The organism is Kosakonia sp. S42 (genome assembly GCF_016624785.1).
GTDB classification, from domain to species: Bacteria; Pseudomonadota; Gammaproteobacteria; order Enterobacterales; family Enterobacteriaceae; genus Kosakonia; species Kosakonia cowanii.
Map to the genome: position 1 here is coordinate 18,939 of NZ_JACVTW010000033.1, position 15,234 is coordinate 34,172.

At 57.8% G+C, this 15,234-nt stretch carries 15 protein-coding genes; 9 read left to right on the forward strand and 6 right to left on the reverse strand.

Going from position 1 to position 15,234, the window contains the following annotated elements; genetic code table 11:
* Positions 1–10: 10 nt before the first annotated feature.
* Both argF and IAE50_RS26810 read right to left on the reverse strand, forming a co-directional pair.
* Positions 11–1,015, reverse strand: a complete 1,005-nt coding sequence (argF, locus tag IAE50_RS22170; protein WP_200581311.1) for an ornithine carbamoyltransferase — start codon at positions 1,013–1,015, stop codon at positions 11–13.
* Positions 985–1,080: a hypothetical protein gene (locus IAE50_RS26810; RefSeq protein WP_225975695.1), complete on the reverse strand. Its 96-nt coding sequence runs from the start codon at positions 1,078–1,080 to the stop codon at positions 985–987. The genes argF and IAE50_RS26810 overlap by 31 nt, the downstream gene beginning before the upstream one ends.
* A 98-nt stretch (positions 1,081–1,178) precedes the next feature.
* Here IAE50_RS26810 and rraB point away from each other — a divergent pair, with 98 nt between their 5' ends.
* Genes rraB through IAE50_RS22185 form a run of 3 tightly spaced genes read left to right on the forward strand, consistent with a single transcriptional unit; the run spans position 1,179 to position 3,251 of the window.
* Entirely contained in the window at positions 1,179–1,604 is a 426-nt protein-coding gene (gene rraB / locus IAE50_RS22175; protein WP_023480438.1) for a ribonuclease E inhibitor RraB, read from the forward strand.
* 46 nt (positions 1,605–1,650) lie between these two features.
* Positions 1,651–2,409 carry a tRNA isopentenyl-2-thiomethyl-A-37 hydroxylase MiaE gene (gene miaE, locus IAE50_RS22180; protein ID WP_200581312.1) on the forward strand — a complete coding sequence of 253 codons (759 nt, stop codon included), beginning with the start codon at positions 1,651–1,653 and terminating at the stop codon, positions 2,407–2,409.
* A gap of 20 nt (positions 2,410–2,429) precedes the next feature.
* On the forward strand, positions 2,430–3,251 hold the full coding sequence (locus IAE50_RS22185) for a topoisomerase II (RefSeq protein ID WP_232045105.1): 822 nt from the start codon (positions 2,430–2,432) through the stop codon (positions 3,249–3,251).
* A gap of 28 nt (positions 3,252–3,279) precedes the next feature.
* Here the strand turns inward: IAE50_RS22185 and IAE50_RS22190 are convergent, their stop codons facing one another.
* Positions 3,280–3,783 carry a GNAT family N-acetyltransferase gene (locus tag IAE50_RS22190; RefSeq protein ID WP_094419235.1) on the reverse strand — a complete coding sequence of 168 codons (504 nt, stop codon included), beginning with the start codon at positions 3,781–3,783 and terminating at the stop codon, positions 3,280–3,282.
* A gap of 191 nt (positions 3,784–3,974) precedes the next feature.
* On the opposite strand from IAE50_RS22190, the gene IAE50_RS22195 reads away from it, so the two are divergent.
* Positions 3,975–5,177: a YjgN family protein gene (locus IAE50_RS22195; protein ID WP_200581313.1), complete on the forward strand. Its 1,203-nt coding sequence runs from the start codon at positions 3,975–3,977 to the stop codon at positions 5,175–5,177.
* Between the two features lie 162 nt (positions 5,178–5,339).
* On the opposite strand, the gene IAE50_RS22200 is transcribed toward IAE50_RS22195, so the two are convergent.
* The 3 genes from IAE50_RS22200 to pepA all read right to left on the reverse strand — a co-directional run bounded on the left by IAE50_RS22200 (position 5,340) and on the right by pepA (position 10,356).
* On the reverse strand, positions 5,340–8,195 hold the full coding sequence (locus tag IAE50_RS22200; protein ID WP_200581314.1) for a valine--tRNA ligase: 2,856 nt from the start codon (positions 8,193–8,195) through the stop codon (positions 5,340–5,342).
* Positions 8,195–8,638 carry a DNA polymerase III subunit chi gene (gene holC, locus IAE50_RS22205; RefSeq protein ID WP_023480242.1) on the reverse strand — a complete coding sequence of 148 codons (444 nt, stop codon included), beginning with the start codon at positions 8,636–8,638 and terminating at the stop codon, positions 8,195–8,197. Before holC ends, IAE50_RS22200 begins: the two co-directional genes overlap by 1 nt.
* A gap of 206 nt (positions 8,639–8,844) precedes the next feature.
* Entirely contained in the window at positions 8,845–10,356 is a 1,512-nt protein-coding gene (gene pepA / locus IAE50_RS22210; RefSeq protein ID WP_023480432.1) for a leucyl aminopeptidase, read from the reverse strand.
* A gap of 153 nt (positions 10,357–10,509) precedes the next feature.
* Between pepA and IAE50_RS26180 the strand changes: the two genes are divergently transcribed.
* The 5 genes from IAE50_RS26180 to IAE50_RS22230 all read left to right on the forward strand — a co-directional run bounded on the left by IAE50_RS26180 (position 10,510) and on the right by IAE50_RS22230 (position 15,075).
* Positions 10,510–10,560 carry a hypothetical protein gene (locus IAE50_RS26180; protein ID WP_216848985.1) on the forward strand — a complete coding sequence of 17 codons (51 nt, stop codon included), beginning with the start codon at positions 10,510–10,512 and terminating at the stop codon, positions 10,558–10,560.
* Positions 10,561–10,623: 63 nt separating this feature from the next.
* On the forward strand, positions 10,624–11,724 hold the full coding sequence (gene lptF, locus IAE50_RS22215; RefSeq protein ID WP_054804011.1) for an LPS export ABC transporter permease LptF: 1,101 nt from the start codon (positions 10,624–10,626) through the stop codon (positions 11,722–11,724).
* A complete protein-coding gene (lptG, locus tag IAE50_RS22220) occupies positions 11,724–12,809 on the forward strand; it encodes an LPS export ABC transporter permease LptG (protein WP_054804010.1) in 1,086 nt (361 codons plus the stop codon). The genes lptF and lptG overlap by 1 nt, the downstream gene beginning before the upstream one ends.
* A 50-nt stretch (positions 12,810–12,859) precedes the next feature.
* Positions 12,860–13,351: a hypothetical protein gene (locus tag IAE50_RS22225; protein WP_200581315.1), complete on the forward strand. Its 492-nt coding sequence runs from the start codon at positions 12,860–12,862 to the stop codon at positions 13,349–13,351.
* 86 nt (positions 13,352–13,437) lie between these two features.
* On the forward strand, positions 13,438–15,075 hold the full coding sequence (locus IAE50_RS22230; RefSeq protein WP_200581316.1) for a dihydroxyacetone kinase subunit DhaK: 1,638 nt from the start codon (positions 13,438–13,440) through the stop codon (positions 15,073–15,075).
* The last annotated feature ends 159 nt before the right edge of the window (positions 15,076–15,234 follow it).

Below are 15,234 nucleotides of genomic sequence, written 5' to 3' on the forward strand. Positions count from 1 at the left end.
GGGAAGCGCCTTACTCGCTGAGCGTGGCGACCATCACCGCTTTGATGGTGTGCATGCGGTTTTCCGCCTGATCAAACACCACGCTTGCCCGCGATTCGAACACTTCATCCGTCACTTCCATCCCGCCGTGCAGGCCGAACTCCTGCGCCATCTGCTTGCCAAGCGCGGTCTGATCGTCATGAAACGCCGGCAGACAGTGGAGAAACTTCACCTGGGGGTTGCCGGTCAGCGACAGCATTTTGCTGTTGACCTGGTAAGGACGCAGCAGGGCGATGCGCTCTGCCCACTTCTCTTTCGCTTCGCCCATCGACACCCAGACATCGGTGTAGATAAAGTCCGCATCTTTCACGCCGACGGCGACATCTTCGGTCAGCAGAATATTGCCGCCGTTTTTCACCGCCTGCGCCTGGCACTCTGCCACCAGACTCGCCTCCGGCCAGCAGGCTTTCGGTGCTACAAGGCGTAGATCGAGGCCCACCAGCGCGGCGGCTTCCAGCATTGAATTGCCCATGTTGTTACGCGCATCGCCTGCATAAACCAGCGTCATCTGGTTAAAGGCTTTGCCCGGCAGGTGCTCGCGCATGGTGAGCAGATCCGCCAGCAGCTGCGTGGGGTGAAACTCATCGGTTAAGCCGTTCCACACCGGCACGCCCGCGAAGCGTGCCAGGGTTTCAACAATCTCCTGGCCGTAGCCGCGATACTGAATGCCGTCATACATCCGGCCCAGTACGCGCGCGGTATCTTTAATTGACTCTTTATGCCCGATTTGACTACCGCTTGGGCCGAGGTAGGTGACGCGAGCGCCCTGATCGTAAGCGGCAACTTCGAAAGAGCATCGTGTGCGGGTAGAGTCTTTTTCGAAGATGAGCGCGATGTTTTTGCCGGTAAGCTTCAGGACTTCCTGGCCTTTTTTCTTATCTGATTTGAGTTGCGCGGCAAGTTGCAGCAGAGCGTGGATTTCAGCAGGGGTAAAGTCGAGCAGTTTTAGAAAATGTTTCTGGTAAAAAGGTGACATTTTTTCCTCGCATGGCGAACGCCACTTATTGAATTAAAATTCAATCTATATGGATGAATATTCATTTGCAACCCTGAGGGATAAATCTTTTCGGCGAAGAGTGGAGGCAACGGCGGCGGTGTGTGACAATAAGAGTATCTGCCACTTTGATGAGGAACGACCCATGGCAAACCCGGAACACCTGGAAGAGCAGCGCGAAGAGACGCGTTTGATTATTGAAGAGTTGCTGGAAGATGGCAGCGATCCTGATGCGCTCTACACCATTGAGCATCACCTGTCGGCAGATGATTTCGAAACGCTGGAAAAAGCGGCCGTTGAAGCCTTCAAACTCGGCTACGAAGTGACCGAGCCGGAAGAGCTGGAGCTGGAAGAGGGCGAAGTGGTCATTTGCTGCGACGTGCTGAGCGAAAGCGCGCTGAATGCCGATCTGATCGACGCGCAGGTTGAGCAACTGATCAACCTGGCAGAGAAATTCGACGTTGAGTACGACGGTTGGGGCACGTACTACGAAGACCCGAACGGCGAAGAGGGCGACGACGAAGACGACGAAGATTACGTTGACGAAGAAGATGACGGTGTCCGTCACTAAGTGAACGTTGCGGCAGCGCCCCGCTGCCGCAAAGCAAGGAAATGCCATGGATTATCCGCAACTACTCGCCCCGGTTCGCGCTTTTCTGCACTGCCCAACCCCCACCGCCTGGATAGAGAAAGCCCGCCAGCCCGAGATGCTGCCGCTGCTGCTTACCGATCACCTGGTCTGCGAACTGAAGGCCGCCCAAACCGCCATGCTGCTGGTGCGCCGCTACGTTGCCGATAAAACCGGCTCAGAAGCGCTGCTCGGCTGGCTGAAACCCTATGAAGAGTTTACCTTCCGCGAAGGCCCGGAACCTGACTTTGTCGCCCTGCATAAGCAGATCGGCAAAAGCGTGATGCCACAGACCGATGATGCCTGGGGCCAGGCGCTGATCGACAGCATGGTGCTGCTGATCAAAGAGGAGCTGCACCACTTCTGGCAGGTGCGCGAAGCGATGCTCGCCCGCAACATTCCCTATGTGAAAATTACCGCCAGCCGCTATGCCAAAGGAATGCTGAAAGAAGTTCGCACTCATGAACCGCTGACTCTGGTCGATAAATTAATTTGCGGTGCCTATATCGAAGCGCGCTCCTGCGAACGCTTCGCCGCGCTTGCGCCGTGTCTTGACGCGGAGTTGCAAAAATTTTATCTGTCGCTTCTGCGATCCGAAGCGCGCCACTACCAGGACTACCTCGCGCTGGCGCAGCAGATTTCGGCCACCGATATTGCGCCGCGCGTGCGCCATTTCGGCGAAGTGGAAGCGGCGCTGATTAGCTCACCGGATACGGAGTTCCGTTTTCACAGCGGCGTACCGGCCTGATTTGAGATCAAAGGAAAATAATGAACTGGACACATATCCTGATGGCGGGCTACGCCGGGATGGCGATCGCCGTGGTCGCCAGCCTGCTGCGTAAAAAAGGGTGGCTGAGCAAAGGAAGCGCGATCGTGCTGGTGGTGGTATTTATCGCCCTGTGGAACGTGATCGACATTAAATATTTGCAGGGAGAGAAGTTAGCCCAGACCGCGGATGAGAAGTTTGACGCGACGGTGCAGCAGGTCCCGGCGTGGAAATTTATTGCCGAACACGATCCCGCCCTGATGGCGAAACTGCGCGCCCAGGTGATGGTGATGATGAAAGAGGGGGCGAATGAGCAGAAGGTGATCGACGCCATTCAGCCGCAGATCCTCGCGGTGCAGATGCAACGTTTGCAGTTTGCGCCGGACGACCTGGTGGTCGCCGAAATGCGCGTGATGATGGAGCAGGCCGCCGAAATTCAGGCGAAGAGCGATGATGCCTGTTTCCGCTTTCAATACCCGGCGGTAAAAGGGGGCATCAACCCGGTGCGCTTTATCTCCCCGGAGATGTTAAAACGCCGCCTCGACACTGAAGCCGCCATGCTCAACGCCTCTTACGGGCCCAATAAACACACGGTGACAGCCGAAGAGCGCGCCAATGCGCAGCGGGATGTGGCGATTGTGGTACAGCCGATGGCGCAGAAGTATGGTCAGGATCTGCAACTGCTGGATGCACCGCAAAATGCCATCGGCAAAGAGAAGCTGGTCTGCGATATGCTGCAACAGCTTTGGGGTGATGTACTGGCGCTACCGCCGCAGAAAGCCGCCGCGATTGTGCGGCTGGTGCTGGCGTCGGAAGAGCAGTGATGGTGCGGGCCGATGCGCCCGCACTTGATTAGAGCGTTTTTAACATTCGCACTTCGCAATCGACGTGCCCGGTGCAGCCCAGCGGGCCGTCGATATGCGCAAACCCCAGGTGCTCATACAGACCGATGGCGTCGGTTAAAAAGGCGGTAGTCTCTAAATAGCAGCGCGTGAAGCCGCTTTTTTTCGCGTGATCGAGCGCCATCAGCGCCAGCTTTTTCGCCAGCCCCTTGCCGCGCGCGCAGGGCAGAAAATACATCTTTTGCAGCTCACAGATATCCGGCTCGCTGCACTTCAATGGCGCCACGCCGCCGCCGCCCACCACGTCGCCATTCAACTCCACGACCCAGTAAGCGCAGCCTTCGCGGCTATATAACTGATAAAGCTCGTCCAGTTCAGGATCGGCAACGGTGTAGCCTTTATCAGCCGTCAGGCCATATTCGGCTGACACCTGACGGATCACCGAGGCGATAGCCGCATTATCAGTCGCGGCAATGCGGCGCATTTTGACCTCTACCGGCGCGGTTACATTCATTTTCGCACTCTGTCTGTTGCTTTTTCGGGGATCCTGGTTAATACCACTACAGGGCCCATCTGGCAAGACCAGGAATATTGGGCGCTATTTTTTTGACCGTAAGGTATTTACACTGCACAGTGGAGATAATTCTTAAGCAATATTGCTGTGGTTAACTCCGTTAGCACCTCTTTTTTACAATAAGGATTGTTATGACTTCCGACATTCATGCTTCTGTGGCGGCTCCCGTGCGCCATTTCCGCTTTCAGGGTAGCGGGAAAGGCTATTTCGTTGTTTGGCTGGTTAATATTCTGCTGACCTTAATAACGCTGGGGATTTATTTACCGTGGGCGTTAATTCGCGCGCGTCGTTATTTCTACGAAAACACCGAGCTGGAGGGCGCGCGTTTCTCTTACCACGCGACCGGCAGCTCCATTTTTGTTGGCTGGCTCTGCCTGCTGGCGCTGTATGCGATTTTTTTAATTAACGTGGTACATGGGAACGTTATTCTGCAACTCTGCATGATGGGTTTATTTATTCTCTTCTTCCCATGGTTAATTACGCAGGGTCTGCGTTATCAGATGCTGATGACCGAGATTAACGGCGTGCGCTTTAACTTTTACGCCAGCCCGCTGCGCGCGTGGTGGGTGATGATGGGCTGCCCGCTGCTGATTATGGTTGGCGTGGGGATTATTTTCTCTATCTTCGCAACGATGGTGGCAAGCAGTGGTTCGATTGGCGCCATTGTTACGGTAGGCATCGTCGGATCGCTGGCCGTATTGCTGGGTATTGGCGTGATGCAGGGCGTATTTGCCGCGCAGTGGTATGGCATGCTGGCGAATAATTTGCAGTACGGCAAATTAAAATTCTCCGGCAGCTTCTCGATGAAAAAATGTATCGGTATTGTGCTGCTGTCGATGCTGCTGTTTATTCCGTTTATCGCGCTGGTGATGGTATTGATTGTGCCGGCGATGATTGAACTGATGCAGTCTGCCTATTTACTGCAGGGCGATCCTGAGCAGATGGCGATGATGATGGGCCCGATGTACGGCAAAATCATGCTCACCTACCTGATCTATATTCTTGGCGCGATTGTCTGCTTTACCTTTGCTTTCGTGAAGCTGCGCGCTTACCTCTATAGCCAGCTGGTGCTGGAAGGGGATATTCGCTTCTCTTCCACGGTGACTGTTGGGCGCATGTTGTGGATCGCCATCAGTAATATGGCGGTGTGCCTGGTGACGCTGTTCCTGGCGTGGCCGTGGGCGAAGGTGCGTATGACCCGCTACCTGCTGGAAAATACCCATGTGCACGGCAATCTGGAAGCGCTGACGCTGGAAGATCACGGCGTGCAGCCGGCGAAAGATCCGGCTAACCTGCTGGCGCGTGGTTTGTCGTTCTATCCGGCGGCGATTTAAGTTCGGTAGAACGTGCCGGATGGCGGCTGTGATTGAGTTCGGTTGAAAATGCCGGATGGCGGCTACGCCTTATCCGGCCTACAAATTAACAAAGCAGCGGGAGTTATCCCGCAGCCAATAAAAAAGCCGGGCGCGATGCCCGGCTTTTTTTCGTGCTGATGATTACAGCGCGGCGATAACCGCCTGCTGCTCAATCAGCTTCGCTTTGGTCTGCGCATAGCCGTCGAGCTTCTCACGCTCTTTGGCAATCACCGCTTCCGGCGCGCGGGCAACAAAGCCTTCGTTACCCAGCTTGCTCTCGATGCGGCCAATCTCCTGCTCAACCTTCGCCACCTCTTTCGCCAGACGCGCCAGCTCGGCCTCTTTGTCGATAAGACCGGCCATCGGGATCAGCAACTCCGCGCCATCAACGATCTTGGTGACCGAAACCGGCCCTTTCTCGTCGGCAGAGAGCAGCGTGATGCTCTCCAGACGCGCCAGCGTCTTCAGGAAGCTCAGGTTGTCGTTTACACGACGCTGCGCTTCAGGGCTGGCGCTGCGCAGCAGCAGCTCAAGCGGTTTACCCGGCGCGATGTTCATTTCGGCACGGATATTACGCACCGCAACGATCGCCTGCTTCAGCCACTCGGTATCGGCAACGGCCTGCTCATCCACCTGGGCGGCGTCAAAGCTCGGGAACGGTTGCAGCATGATGGTATCGGCATCAATGCCTTTCAGCACTTTCACGCGCTGCCAGATGGTTTCAGTGATAAACGGAATGATCGGGTGCGCCAGGCGCAGCAGACCTTCCAGCACCGTTACCAGCGTGTTGCGCGTGCCGCGCAGCTCGGCTTCGGAACCGCCGTTCATCACCGGTTTGGTCAGCTCCAGGTACCAGTCGCAGAACTGGTTCCAGGTGAACTCATACAGAATGCCGGCTGCAATATCGAAGCGGTAGCTGTCCAGCGCATCGCGGTACGCTTTGATGGTCTGGTTGAACTCGGCGAGGATCCAGCGATCCGCCAGCGACAGCACCATTTCGCCGCCGTTGAAGCCGCAATCCTGCTCTTCGGTGTTCATCAGCACAAAGCGGCTGGCGTTCCACAGCTTGTTACAGAAGTTACGGTAACCTTCCAGGCGCTTCATATCCCAGTTGATATCACGGCCGGTTGAGGCGAGTGCCGCGAGGGTGAAACGCAGGGCGTCGGTGCCGTGTGGCTCGATGCCGTCCGGGAACTGCTTCTCGGTGCGCTTGCGGATTTTTTCCGCCAGCTGCGGCTGCATCATGTTACCGGTGCGTTTTTCCAGCAGATCCGGCAGCGAAATACCGTCAACCATATCCAGCGGATCGATAACGTTGCCTTTCGATTTCGACATCTTCTGCCCTTCGTCATCGCGGATAAGACCGGTCATATAGACGGTCTTGAACGGCACCTGCGGTTTACCGTTCTCATCTTTGATGAAGTGCATGGTCATCATGATCATGCGCGCGATCCAGAAGAAGATGATGTCGAAGCCGCTCACCATCACGCTGGTCGGGTGGAACTGACGCAGCGCGTCGGTGTTTTCCGGCCAGCCGAGGGTAGAGAAGGTCCACAGCGCGGAAGAGAACCACGTGTCGAGCACGTCGTCGTCCTGGCGCAGCGCGACATCCGCAGAGAGGTTGTTCTCCTGGCGCACTTCCTCTTCGCTGCGGCCAACGTAGACGTTGCCGTCGTTGTCGTACCACGCCGGAATGCGGTGGCCCCACCACAGCTGGCGGGAGATACACCAGTCCTGAATGTCGCGCATCCAGGAGAAGTACATGTTTTCATACTGCTTCGGCACAAACTGGATATCGCCGTTCTCGACCGCTTCAACGGCCGGTTTCGCCAGCACATCGGCGCGCACGTACCACTGATCGGTGAGCATCGGTTCGATCACCACGCCGCCGCGATCGCCATACGGGACGGTCAGGTCGTGCGGTTTGATCTCTTCCAGCAGGCCAAGGGCGTCAACGGCAGCAACGATCGCTTTACGCGCGGCAAAGCGCTCCAGTTTCTGGAACTCCGCCGGGATATCGCTGGCGTAGACGTCGGATTCATTGCCTTTGGTGTCATACACTTCTGCGCTTTCGCGGATATCGCCGTCGAAGGTCAAAATGTTGATCATCGGCAGGGCGTGACGACGGCCCACTTCGTAGTCGTTAAAGTCGTGCGCCGGGGTGATCTTCACGCAGCCGGTGCCTTTTTCCATATCGGCGTGTTCGTCGCCAACAATCGGAATACGGCGGTTAACCAGCGGCAGCAGCACGAATTTGCCAATCAGATCTTTGTAGCGCGGATCTTCCGGGTTTACCGCGACGCCGGTATCGCCGAGCAGGGTTTCCGGACGGGTAGTGGCAACCACCAGGTAATCTTTACCTTCGGCGGTTTTTGCGCCGTCAGCCAGCGGGTAGCGGATGTGCCACATCGAGCCTTTGGACTCGCGGTTTTCCACTTCCAGATCGGAGATCGCAGTGCGCAGTTTCGGGTCCCAGTTTACCAGGCGTTTGCCACGGTAAATCAGATCCTCTTTGTAGAGACGGACGAACACCTCTTTCACGGCATTGGAGAGGCCTTCATCCATGGTGAAGCGCTCGCGCTCCCAGTCCACGGAGTTGCCGAGACGGCGCATCTGGCGGGTAATGGTGCCGCCGGATTCCGCTTTCCACTGCCAGATTTTGTCGATAAAGGCGTCGCGGCCGTAATCGTGGCGGGTTTTACCCTCTTCAGCGGCAATCTTACGCTCCACCACCATCTGGGTGGCGATACCCGCGTGGTCAGTACCGGCCTGCCAGAGGGTGTTTTTCCCCTGCATGCGCTGGTAGCGGATCATGGTGTCCATGATGGTCTGCTGGAAGGCGTGGCCCATATGCAAACTGCCGGTGACGTTCGGCGGCGGGATCATGATGCAGAAGCTTTCCTGGCTTTCATCACCGTTCGGTTTGAAATAGCCCTGCTTTTCCCACTGCTCGTACAGCGGCTGTTCGATATCTTTGGGGTTGTATGTCTTTTCCATTATTTCCAGGTTGCCGTGTTCAGGTTAAAACCGGCCACGCGGTAGGCTTTATAGCGTTCGCGAGCCAGTTGTTTCAGAGAGTCTTCGTGAGGGACGAAGTCTATCACTTCTGTGAAAGCGGTGGCAAAATCTGCAAATTCCGCGCGCAGGCTGATTAAGATGTCGCGCGGGCTGCTGTTACGTTTCGCCGGCCAGGCAATCTCGACCGGCGCACCGCCGCGCGGGCCTTCACCGGCCAGGTTGTGCGGCACAAAACTCTCCGCCGGTCGCGCCCACAGCGCTTCATCAAGACGAATGGCCTGCTGCTCATCGACGCAGGCGATCAGCACGCGCTTGCCATGACGCCAACGTTCTGCGGCAATCTCACACACCAGCTGCTCGACGGCGCTTAAACCATCTTGTTGGGTGTCATTGTCCAGTAAATAAAAAGTCGCATTTTTCATATCTTTACCCGTCGTCTTTCACGCTGCCTCTTTGTTGGCTGCCTTCGCATACCCCAGTCACATAGTTATCTATGCTCCTGGGATTTGCTCAGTTGCCGCCGCGATGCAACGCGAAATCCATAGGGTAAAGGATCCACATTGCGCGAGGTTGTTGTAGGCCGGATAAGCGTAGCGCCATCCGGCAATCAATCCGGCGCGGACGACGCTTACTCTTCGCCGTTAAATCCGGCGCGATTGAGCAGGAACTGCGACAGCATGGCGACCGGACGCCCGGTGGCGCCTTTCGCTTTACCGGAACGCCACGCGGTACCGGCGATGTCCAGGTGCGCCCAATTGTACTTGCGGGTAAAGCGCGCGAGGAAGCAGCCTGCGGTGATTGCACCACCAGGACGGCCGCCGATATTCGCCATATCCGCAAAATTAGACTCTAACTGCTCCTGATACTCATCGCTCATCGGCAGACGCCACGCGCGATCGCCCGCCTGCTCAGACGCGCCAATCAGCTCGTGAGCCAGCGGATTGTGGTTCGACAGCAGACCGGTAATGTGGTGGCCCAGCGCAATCACGCAGGCACCGGTTAACGTCGCCACGTCGATCACCGCTTCCGGCTCGAAGCGCTCAACGTAGGTCAGCACATCGCACAGCACCAGGCGGCCTTCGGCGTCGGTGTTCAACACTTCAACCGTCTGACCGGACATGGTGGTGAGCACATCGCCCGGGCGGTACGCGCGTCCGCCAGGCATGTTTTCACAGCCCGCCAGCACGCCGGTAACGTTGATCGGCAGTTGCAGTTCAGCCACCATGCGCATCACGCCATACACTGCCGCTGCGCCGCACATGTCGTACTTCATCTCATCCATGCCTTCGCCAGGCTTGAGGGAGATACCGCCGGAGTCGAAGGTCAGCCCTTTGCCGACCAGCACAATCGGGCGCGCGTCTTCAGACGGGTTGCCTTTGTACTCGATCACCGACATCAGGGATTCGTTCTGCGAACCCTGGCCGACGGCGAGATAGGAGCACATGCCCAGCTCGCGCATCTGCTGTTCGCCAATCACGCGGGTGGTGACGTTTTTGCTGTAGGAATCCGCCAGCTGGCGCGCGTGGGAGGCGAGATAGGCCGGGTTACAGATGTTTGGCGGCATATTGCCGAGATCTTTCGCCGCTTTGATACCGGCAGAGATCGCCAGACCATGCTGGATCGCGCGCTCGCCGCTGGTCAGCTCGCGACGGGTCGGCACGTTGAAGACCATTTTACGCAGCGGGCGACGCGGCTCGCTTTTGGTGGTCTTCAGCTGATCGAAGCTGTAGAGCGTCTCTTTCGCCGTCTCAACGGCCTGGCGCACTTTCCAGTAAGTGTTGCGCCCTTTAACGTGCAGTTCGGTCAGGAAGCAGACCGCTTCCATCGAGCCGGTATCATTCAGCGTATTGATGGTTTTCTGAATGACCTGCTTGTACTGACGCTCATCCAATTCACGCTCTTTTCCGCAACCAATCAGCAAAATACGTTCGGAAAGCACATTTGGCACATGGTGCAGCAGCAGGGTTTGACCCGGCTTGCCTTCCAGTTCGCCGCGACGCAGCAGCGCACTGATATAACCGTCGCTGATTTTATCCAGCTGCTCGGCAATCGGAGAGAGCCGGCGCGGTTCAAAGACGCCAACAACGATGCAGGCACTCCGCTGTTTCTCCGGGCTACCGCTTTTTACACTGAACTCCATGCACTACGCTCCTGAATCTTAAAGACAACGGCGGCGGCTACGGATAGAATTGCAAGCTTTCGTAACTCAGGTCCGCTGTTGCGGTGACTTCGTGTTAATCTTAACGTTACTGCGGTTTCGGCACGTCAGAATCGGGTCTCACGCACGTATCCGCTGAGTATATTAATCTTAGCGATCATTTCGACGACTCAAGAGAATAAATGACGTTTAAGCCATGAAACAAGCGATTTTCCAGGAAAAAGACTGGTTTTTACGGGCGTAATTAAAGTGATAATCACAAGATATCTGGTGCGGGAGACGCTGAAAAGCCAGCTTGCAATCCTATTCATCCTGCTTCTGATTTTCTTTTGTCAGAAATTGGTCAGGATTTTAGGCGCAGCCGCTGACGGCGAAATCCCCACGAACCTCGTTCTCTCTCTCCTCGGGCTTGGCGTGCCAGAGATGGCGCAGCTTATCCTGCCGCTGAGCCTCTTCCTGGGTCTGTTGATGACGCTGGGTAAACTTTATACAGAAAGTGAAATTACGGTGATGCACGCCTGCGGCCTGAGCCGGGCGGTGCTGGTGAAAGCCGCGCTTGTTCTGGCGCTGTTTACCGGTGTCGTGGCGGCGGTAAACGTGATGTGGGCCGGGCCGTGGTCTTCGCGCCATCAGGATCAGGTGCTGGCCGATGCCAAAGCCAACCCTGGCATGGCGGCGCTGGCGCAGGGCCAGTTCCAGCAGGCGACGGACGGCAACTCGGTGCTCTTTATCGAAGGCGTGGATGGTAAGAACTTCACCAACGTCTTCCTTGCCCAGCTGCGTCCAAAAGGCAACGCGCGTCCTTCTGTGGTGCTGGCGGACTCCGGGCAGCTCTCCCAGCATAAAGATGGTTCGCAGGTAGTGACCCTCAACAGCGGTACGCGCTTTGAAGGCACCGCGATGCTGCGCGACTTCCGCATTACCGATTTCCAGAACTACCAGGCCGTTATTGGTCATCAGGCCGTGGCGCTTGATCCGACGGATACCGAGCAGATGAACATGCGTACGCTGTTCAATACTGACAACCCGCGCGCAAGCGCCGAGCTGCACTGGCGTTTAACGCTGATTTTCGCCGTGGTGATGATGGCGCTGATGGTGGTTCCGCTGAGCGTGGTCAACCCGCGTCAGGGCCGCGTGCTCTCAATGCTGCCCGCGATGCTGCTCTATCTCATCTTCTTCCTGTTGCAGACCACCCTGCGCTCCAATGGCGCGAAAGGGAAGCTCGACCCGATGATCTGGATGTGGGCGGTTAACCTGCTCTATCTGGCGCTGGCCGTGGTGCTGAACCTGTGGGATACGGTGCCGATGCGCCGGGTTCGTGCCCGTTTTACCCGTAGAGGAGCGGTATAATGCAGGCTTTTGGCGTTCTCGACCGCTATATCGGTAAAACCATTTTTACCACCATCATGATGACCCTGTTCATGCTGGTGTCGCTCTCGGGCATCATCAAGTTTGTCGACCAGCTGAAAAAGGCCGGGCAGGGTAGCTACGATGCCCTCGGCGCAGGGCTCTATACCCTGCTCAGCATGCCGAAAGATATCCAGATCTTCTTCCCGATGGCGGCGCTGCTTGGCGCACTGCTTGGGCTGGGGATGCTGGCGCAGCGCAGCGAGCTGGTGGTAATGCAGGCCTCTGGCTTCACCCGTATGCAGGTTGCGCTGGCGGTGATGAAAACCGCGATCCCGCTGGTGCTGCTGACCATGGCGATCGGCGAGTGGGTTGCGCCGCAGGGCGAGCAGATGGCGCGTAACCAGCGTGCGCAGTCGATGTACGGCGGCTCGCTGCTCTCGACCCAGTCTGGCCTTTGGGCGAAAGATGGCAGTAACTTTGTTTACATTGAACGCGTGAAGAGCGACACCGAGCTGGGTGGCGTCAGTATCTATGCGTTCAATAAAGAGCGCCGTTTGCAGTCGGTGCGCTATGCCGCGTCGGCGAAGTTCGACGCCGAGCACAAAATCTGGAATCTGTCGCAGGTCGACGAGTCTAACCTGACCGACCCGAAACAGGTGACCGGCTCGCAGACCGTGAGCGGGACCTGGAAAACCAACCTGACGCCGGACAAGCTCGGTGTGGTGGCGCTCGATCCCGATGCGCTCTCCATCAGCGGCCTGCACAACTACGTGAAGTACCTGAAGTCGAGTGGCCAGGACGCCGGGCGCTACCAGCTCAATATGTGGAGCAAAATCTTCCAGCCGCTCTCCGTGGCGGTGATGATGCTGATGGCGCTGTCGTTTATCTTTGGCCCGCTGCGTAGCGTGGCGATGGGCGTACGCGTTATCACCGGCATCAGCTTCGGCTTTGTCTTCTACGTGCTGGATCAGATTTTCGGCCCTCTGACGCTGGTCTACGGCATTCCGCCGGTGGTCGGGGCGCTGCTGCCAAGCGCGTCGTTCTTCCTGCTGAGCCTGTGGCTGATGTCACGCAAGAGCCAGTAAATCCCAAGAGAGAGGCTGCGGCCTCTCTTCTTTTTTGCAAGGAGCACACGATGTTTTCCCTCGCCAGGCGCTTTGCGCTCCGTTTCTCTACCGCACTGCTGTTCGGCATCCTTAACGCCCTTTTCACCATGGCCGTATTGAGCGGGCAGTGGCTGACCTCGGCTGCGGGCGACAGCGCCCTGCTGGCTTTTGAAGCCGCGGTGGTGGTGCTGGCGCTGCTGCTGGTGCAGTGGCTTATCTGCCGTGCTGGTGCGCTGGCGCAGGCCGTTGGTACGGTGCGCCGCGGCTCGCCCGAAGAGGCGCAGGCGGATCGCGTGCTGGCACGTTTTAACGCGGCAGAGAGCCTGCTCGACCAGCTCTGGATGAGCGCGCTGCTGCCGGTGATTGCCGGGTTTTTCCTCCTCGATACGCACCTTGCGATGTACCTGCATGGCGGCCTGCTGCTGCTGGCTATCGCCGTTACCTTCTGGCAGGGCAACCGCCTCGACAAGCTGCGTAACACCCACGGTTACCACGCCGGTTTTGGCCGTACAACGCCCTGATACCTTTCAGTAAAATCTGGTCTTTGCCCCGCTGCGCCCGGTGCGGGCTATGCTTGAGGGATGTTTCACTACACTCCCGGAAGATTATGTCCAGATTCTTTTTCAACGACCGCAAACAGCTGGTCAACGACGCCATCGAAGGGCTGGTGATCTCCGCCCCGCATGGCAACCTTGTACGCCTTGAGAGCGATCTGGCGATCCGCATCGTCGCCCGCGCCGACTGGGATAAAAGCCGCGTGGCGGTTATCTCCGGCGGCGGCTCCGGCCATGAACCGGCCCACGCTGGGTTTGTCGGTAAAGGCATGCTCACCGCCGCCGTCTGCGGCGATCTCTTTGCTTCACCGAGCGTAGACGCGGTGCTGAACGCCATTGTGGCGGTAACCGGCGATCGCGGCTGCCTGCTGATTGTCAAAAACTACACCGGTGACCGGCTCAACTTCGGCCTCGCAGCCGAGAAGGCCAAACGCTACGGCCTGAAAGTGGAGATGGTGATTGTCGCCGATGACATCGCGCTGCCCGACAACAAACAGCCGCGCGGCATCGCTGGCACGGCGCTGGTGCATAAAATTGCTGGTTACGCCGCAGAGCAGGGCAAATCCCTGAGCGAAGTGCGCGACCTCGCCAAGCAGGCCTGCGACAACGTCTACAGCCTCGGGCTGGCGATGGAGAGCTGCAACCTGCCGGGCAGCGACAGCGAAGAGGGGCGCATTCAGCAGGGCCACGTTGAGCTTGGCCTCGGCATTCACGGCGAGCCGGGCGCGAGTACCCTTGAGACCCATAACAGCAAATCGCTGATCGATACGCTGGTCGAACCGCTGCGCGCGGCGGTACGTAACGATCGCGTGGCGGTGTTGATCAACAACCTCGGTGGCGTTTCGGCGCTGGAGATGGCACTGCTGACCAAAGAGCTGGCCCATTCGGCGCTGAAAGATCAACTGGCCTACCTGATTGGCCCCGCGCCGCTGGTCAGTTCGCTCGATATGAAAGGCTTCTCCCTTTCCCTGTTACGTTTAACGGATGAGTTTGAGCAGGCGCTCTGCGCCGAAGTGCAGACCGTCGGCTGGCAGAAACCGGTCGCCTTCGCGCCGATGAAAACCCAGCCGCACAAAGCCGTCTACACCGGGCTGGAGATTGAGCCTTCCGATAACCCGCAGGTAAAAGCGCTGGTCGGCACCGCGGCACAGACGCTGATTGACCTGGAAAACCGCCTGAACGCGCTGGATGCGAAAGTAGGCGATGGCGACACCGGCTCGACCTTTGCCGAAGGCGCGCGCGAGATCAAGCGCCTGCTGGAGCAGAACGCGCTGCCGCTGAACAACACCGCGCAGCTGCTACAACTGACTGGCGAGCGGCTGGCGACGGTGATGGGCGGCTCCAGCGGCGTGTTGATGTCGATCTTCTTTACCGCCGCAGGCCAGGCGGTGCATAACGCCACGCCGTTGCCTGACGCGCTGCTGCTGGGGTTAAAGCAGATGAAACACTATGGCGGGGCGGATCTCGGCGACCGCACGCTGATCGATGCGCTCCAACCGGCGCTGGAAGCCCTGCGCGATCGCGGATTAGCCGCTGCCATCGATGCCGCACAGAAAGGGGCAGAGAGCACCGCCACCATGCAGAAAGCGGGCGCGGGGCGTTCATCTTACGTCAACAGTGAGAACCTTGAGGGCGTGACCGATCCCGGCGCAGTAGCGATTGCCGAAGTGTTTGCCGCGATAGGGAAATAGGAAGAGGCGCCCGGTGGTTCACCGGGCACAGTTGCCGGATGGCGGCTTCGCCTTATCCGGCCTACGTGATGGTGCGCTCTGCTCAAACGGCATCTGATTATACGGCTGGCTGAAACGGCGCATGCCGGATGGCGGCTTCGCCTTATCCGGCCTACGTGA

Bases quoted from the DNA above. Each gene is read 5' to 3' on its own strand.
- argF (WP_200581311.1), bottom strand. From the start codon at position 1,015: ATGTCACCTTTTTACCAGAAACATTTTCTAAAACTGCTCGACTTTACC.
- IAE50_RS26810 (WP_225975695.1), bottom strand. From the start codon at position 1,080: ATGAATATTCATCCATATAGATTGAATTTTAATTCAATAAGTGGCGTT.
- rraB (WP_023480438.1), top strand. From the start codon at position 1,179: ATGGCAAACCCGGAACACCTGGAAGAGCAGCGCGAAGAGACGCGTTTG.
- miaE (WP_200581312.1), top strand. From the start codon at position 1,651: ATGGATTATCCGCAACTACTCGCCCCGGTTCGCGCTTTTCTGCACTGC.
- IAE50_RS22185 (WP_232045105.1), top strand. From the start codon at position 2,430: ATGAACTGGACACATATCCTGATGGCGGGCTACGCCGGGATGGCGATC.
- IAE50_RS22190 (WP_094419235.1), bottom strand. From the start codon at position 3,783: ATGAATGTAACCGCGCCGGTAGAGGTCAAAATGCGCCGCATTGCCGCG.
- IAE50_RS22195 (WP_200581313.1), top strand. From the start codon at position 3,975: ATGACTTCCGACATTCATGCTTCTGTGGCGGCTCCCGTGCGCCATTTC.
- IAE50_RS22200 (WP_200581314.1), bottom strand. From the start codon at position 8,195: ATGGAAAAGACATACAACCCCAAAGATATCGAACAGCCGCTGTACGAG.
- holC (WP_023480242.1), bottom strand. From the start codon at position 8,638: ATGAAAAATGCGACTTTTTATTTACTGGACAATGACACCCAACAAGAT.
- pepA (WP_023480432.1), bottom strand. From the start codon at position 10,356: ATGGAGTTCAGTGTAAAAAGCGGTAGCCCGGAGAAACAGCGGAGTGCC.
- lptG (WP_054804010.1), top strand. From the start codon at position 11,724: ATGCAGGCTTTTGGCGTTCTCGACCGCTATATCGGTAAAACCATTTTT.
- IAE50_RS22225 (WP_200581315.1), top strand. From the start codon at position 12,860: ATGTTTTCCCTCGCCAGGCGCTTTGCGCTCCGTTTCTCTACCGCACTG.
- IAE50_RS22230 (WP_200581316.1), top strand. From the start codon at position 13,438: ATGTCCAGATTCTTTTTCAACGACCGCAAACAGCTGGTCAACGACGCC.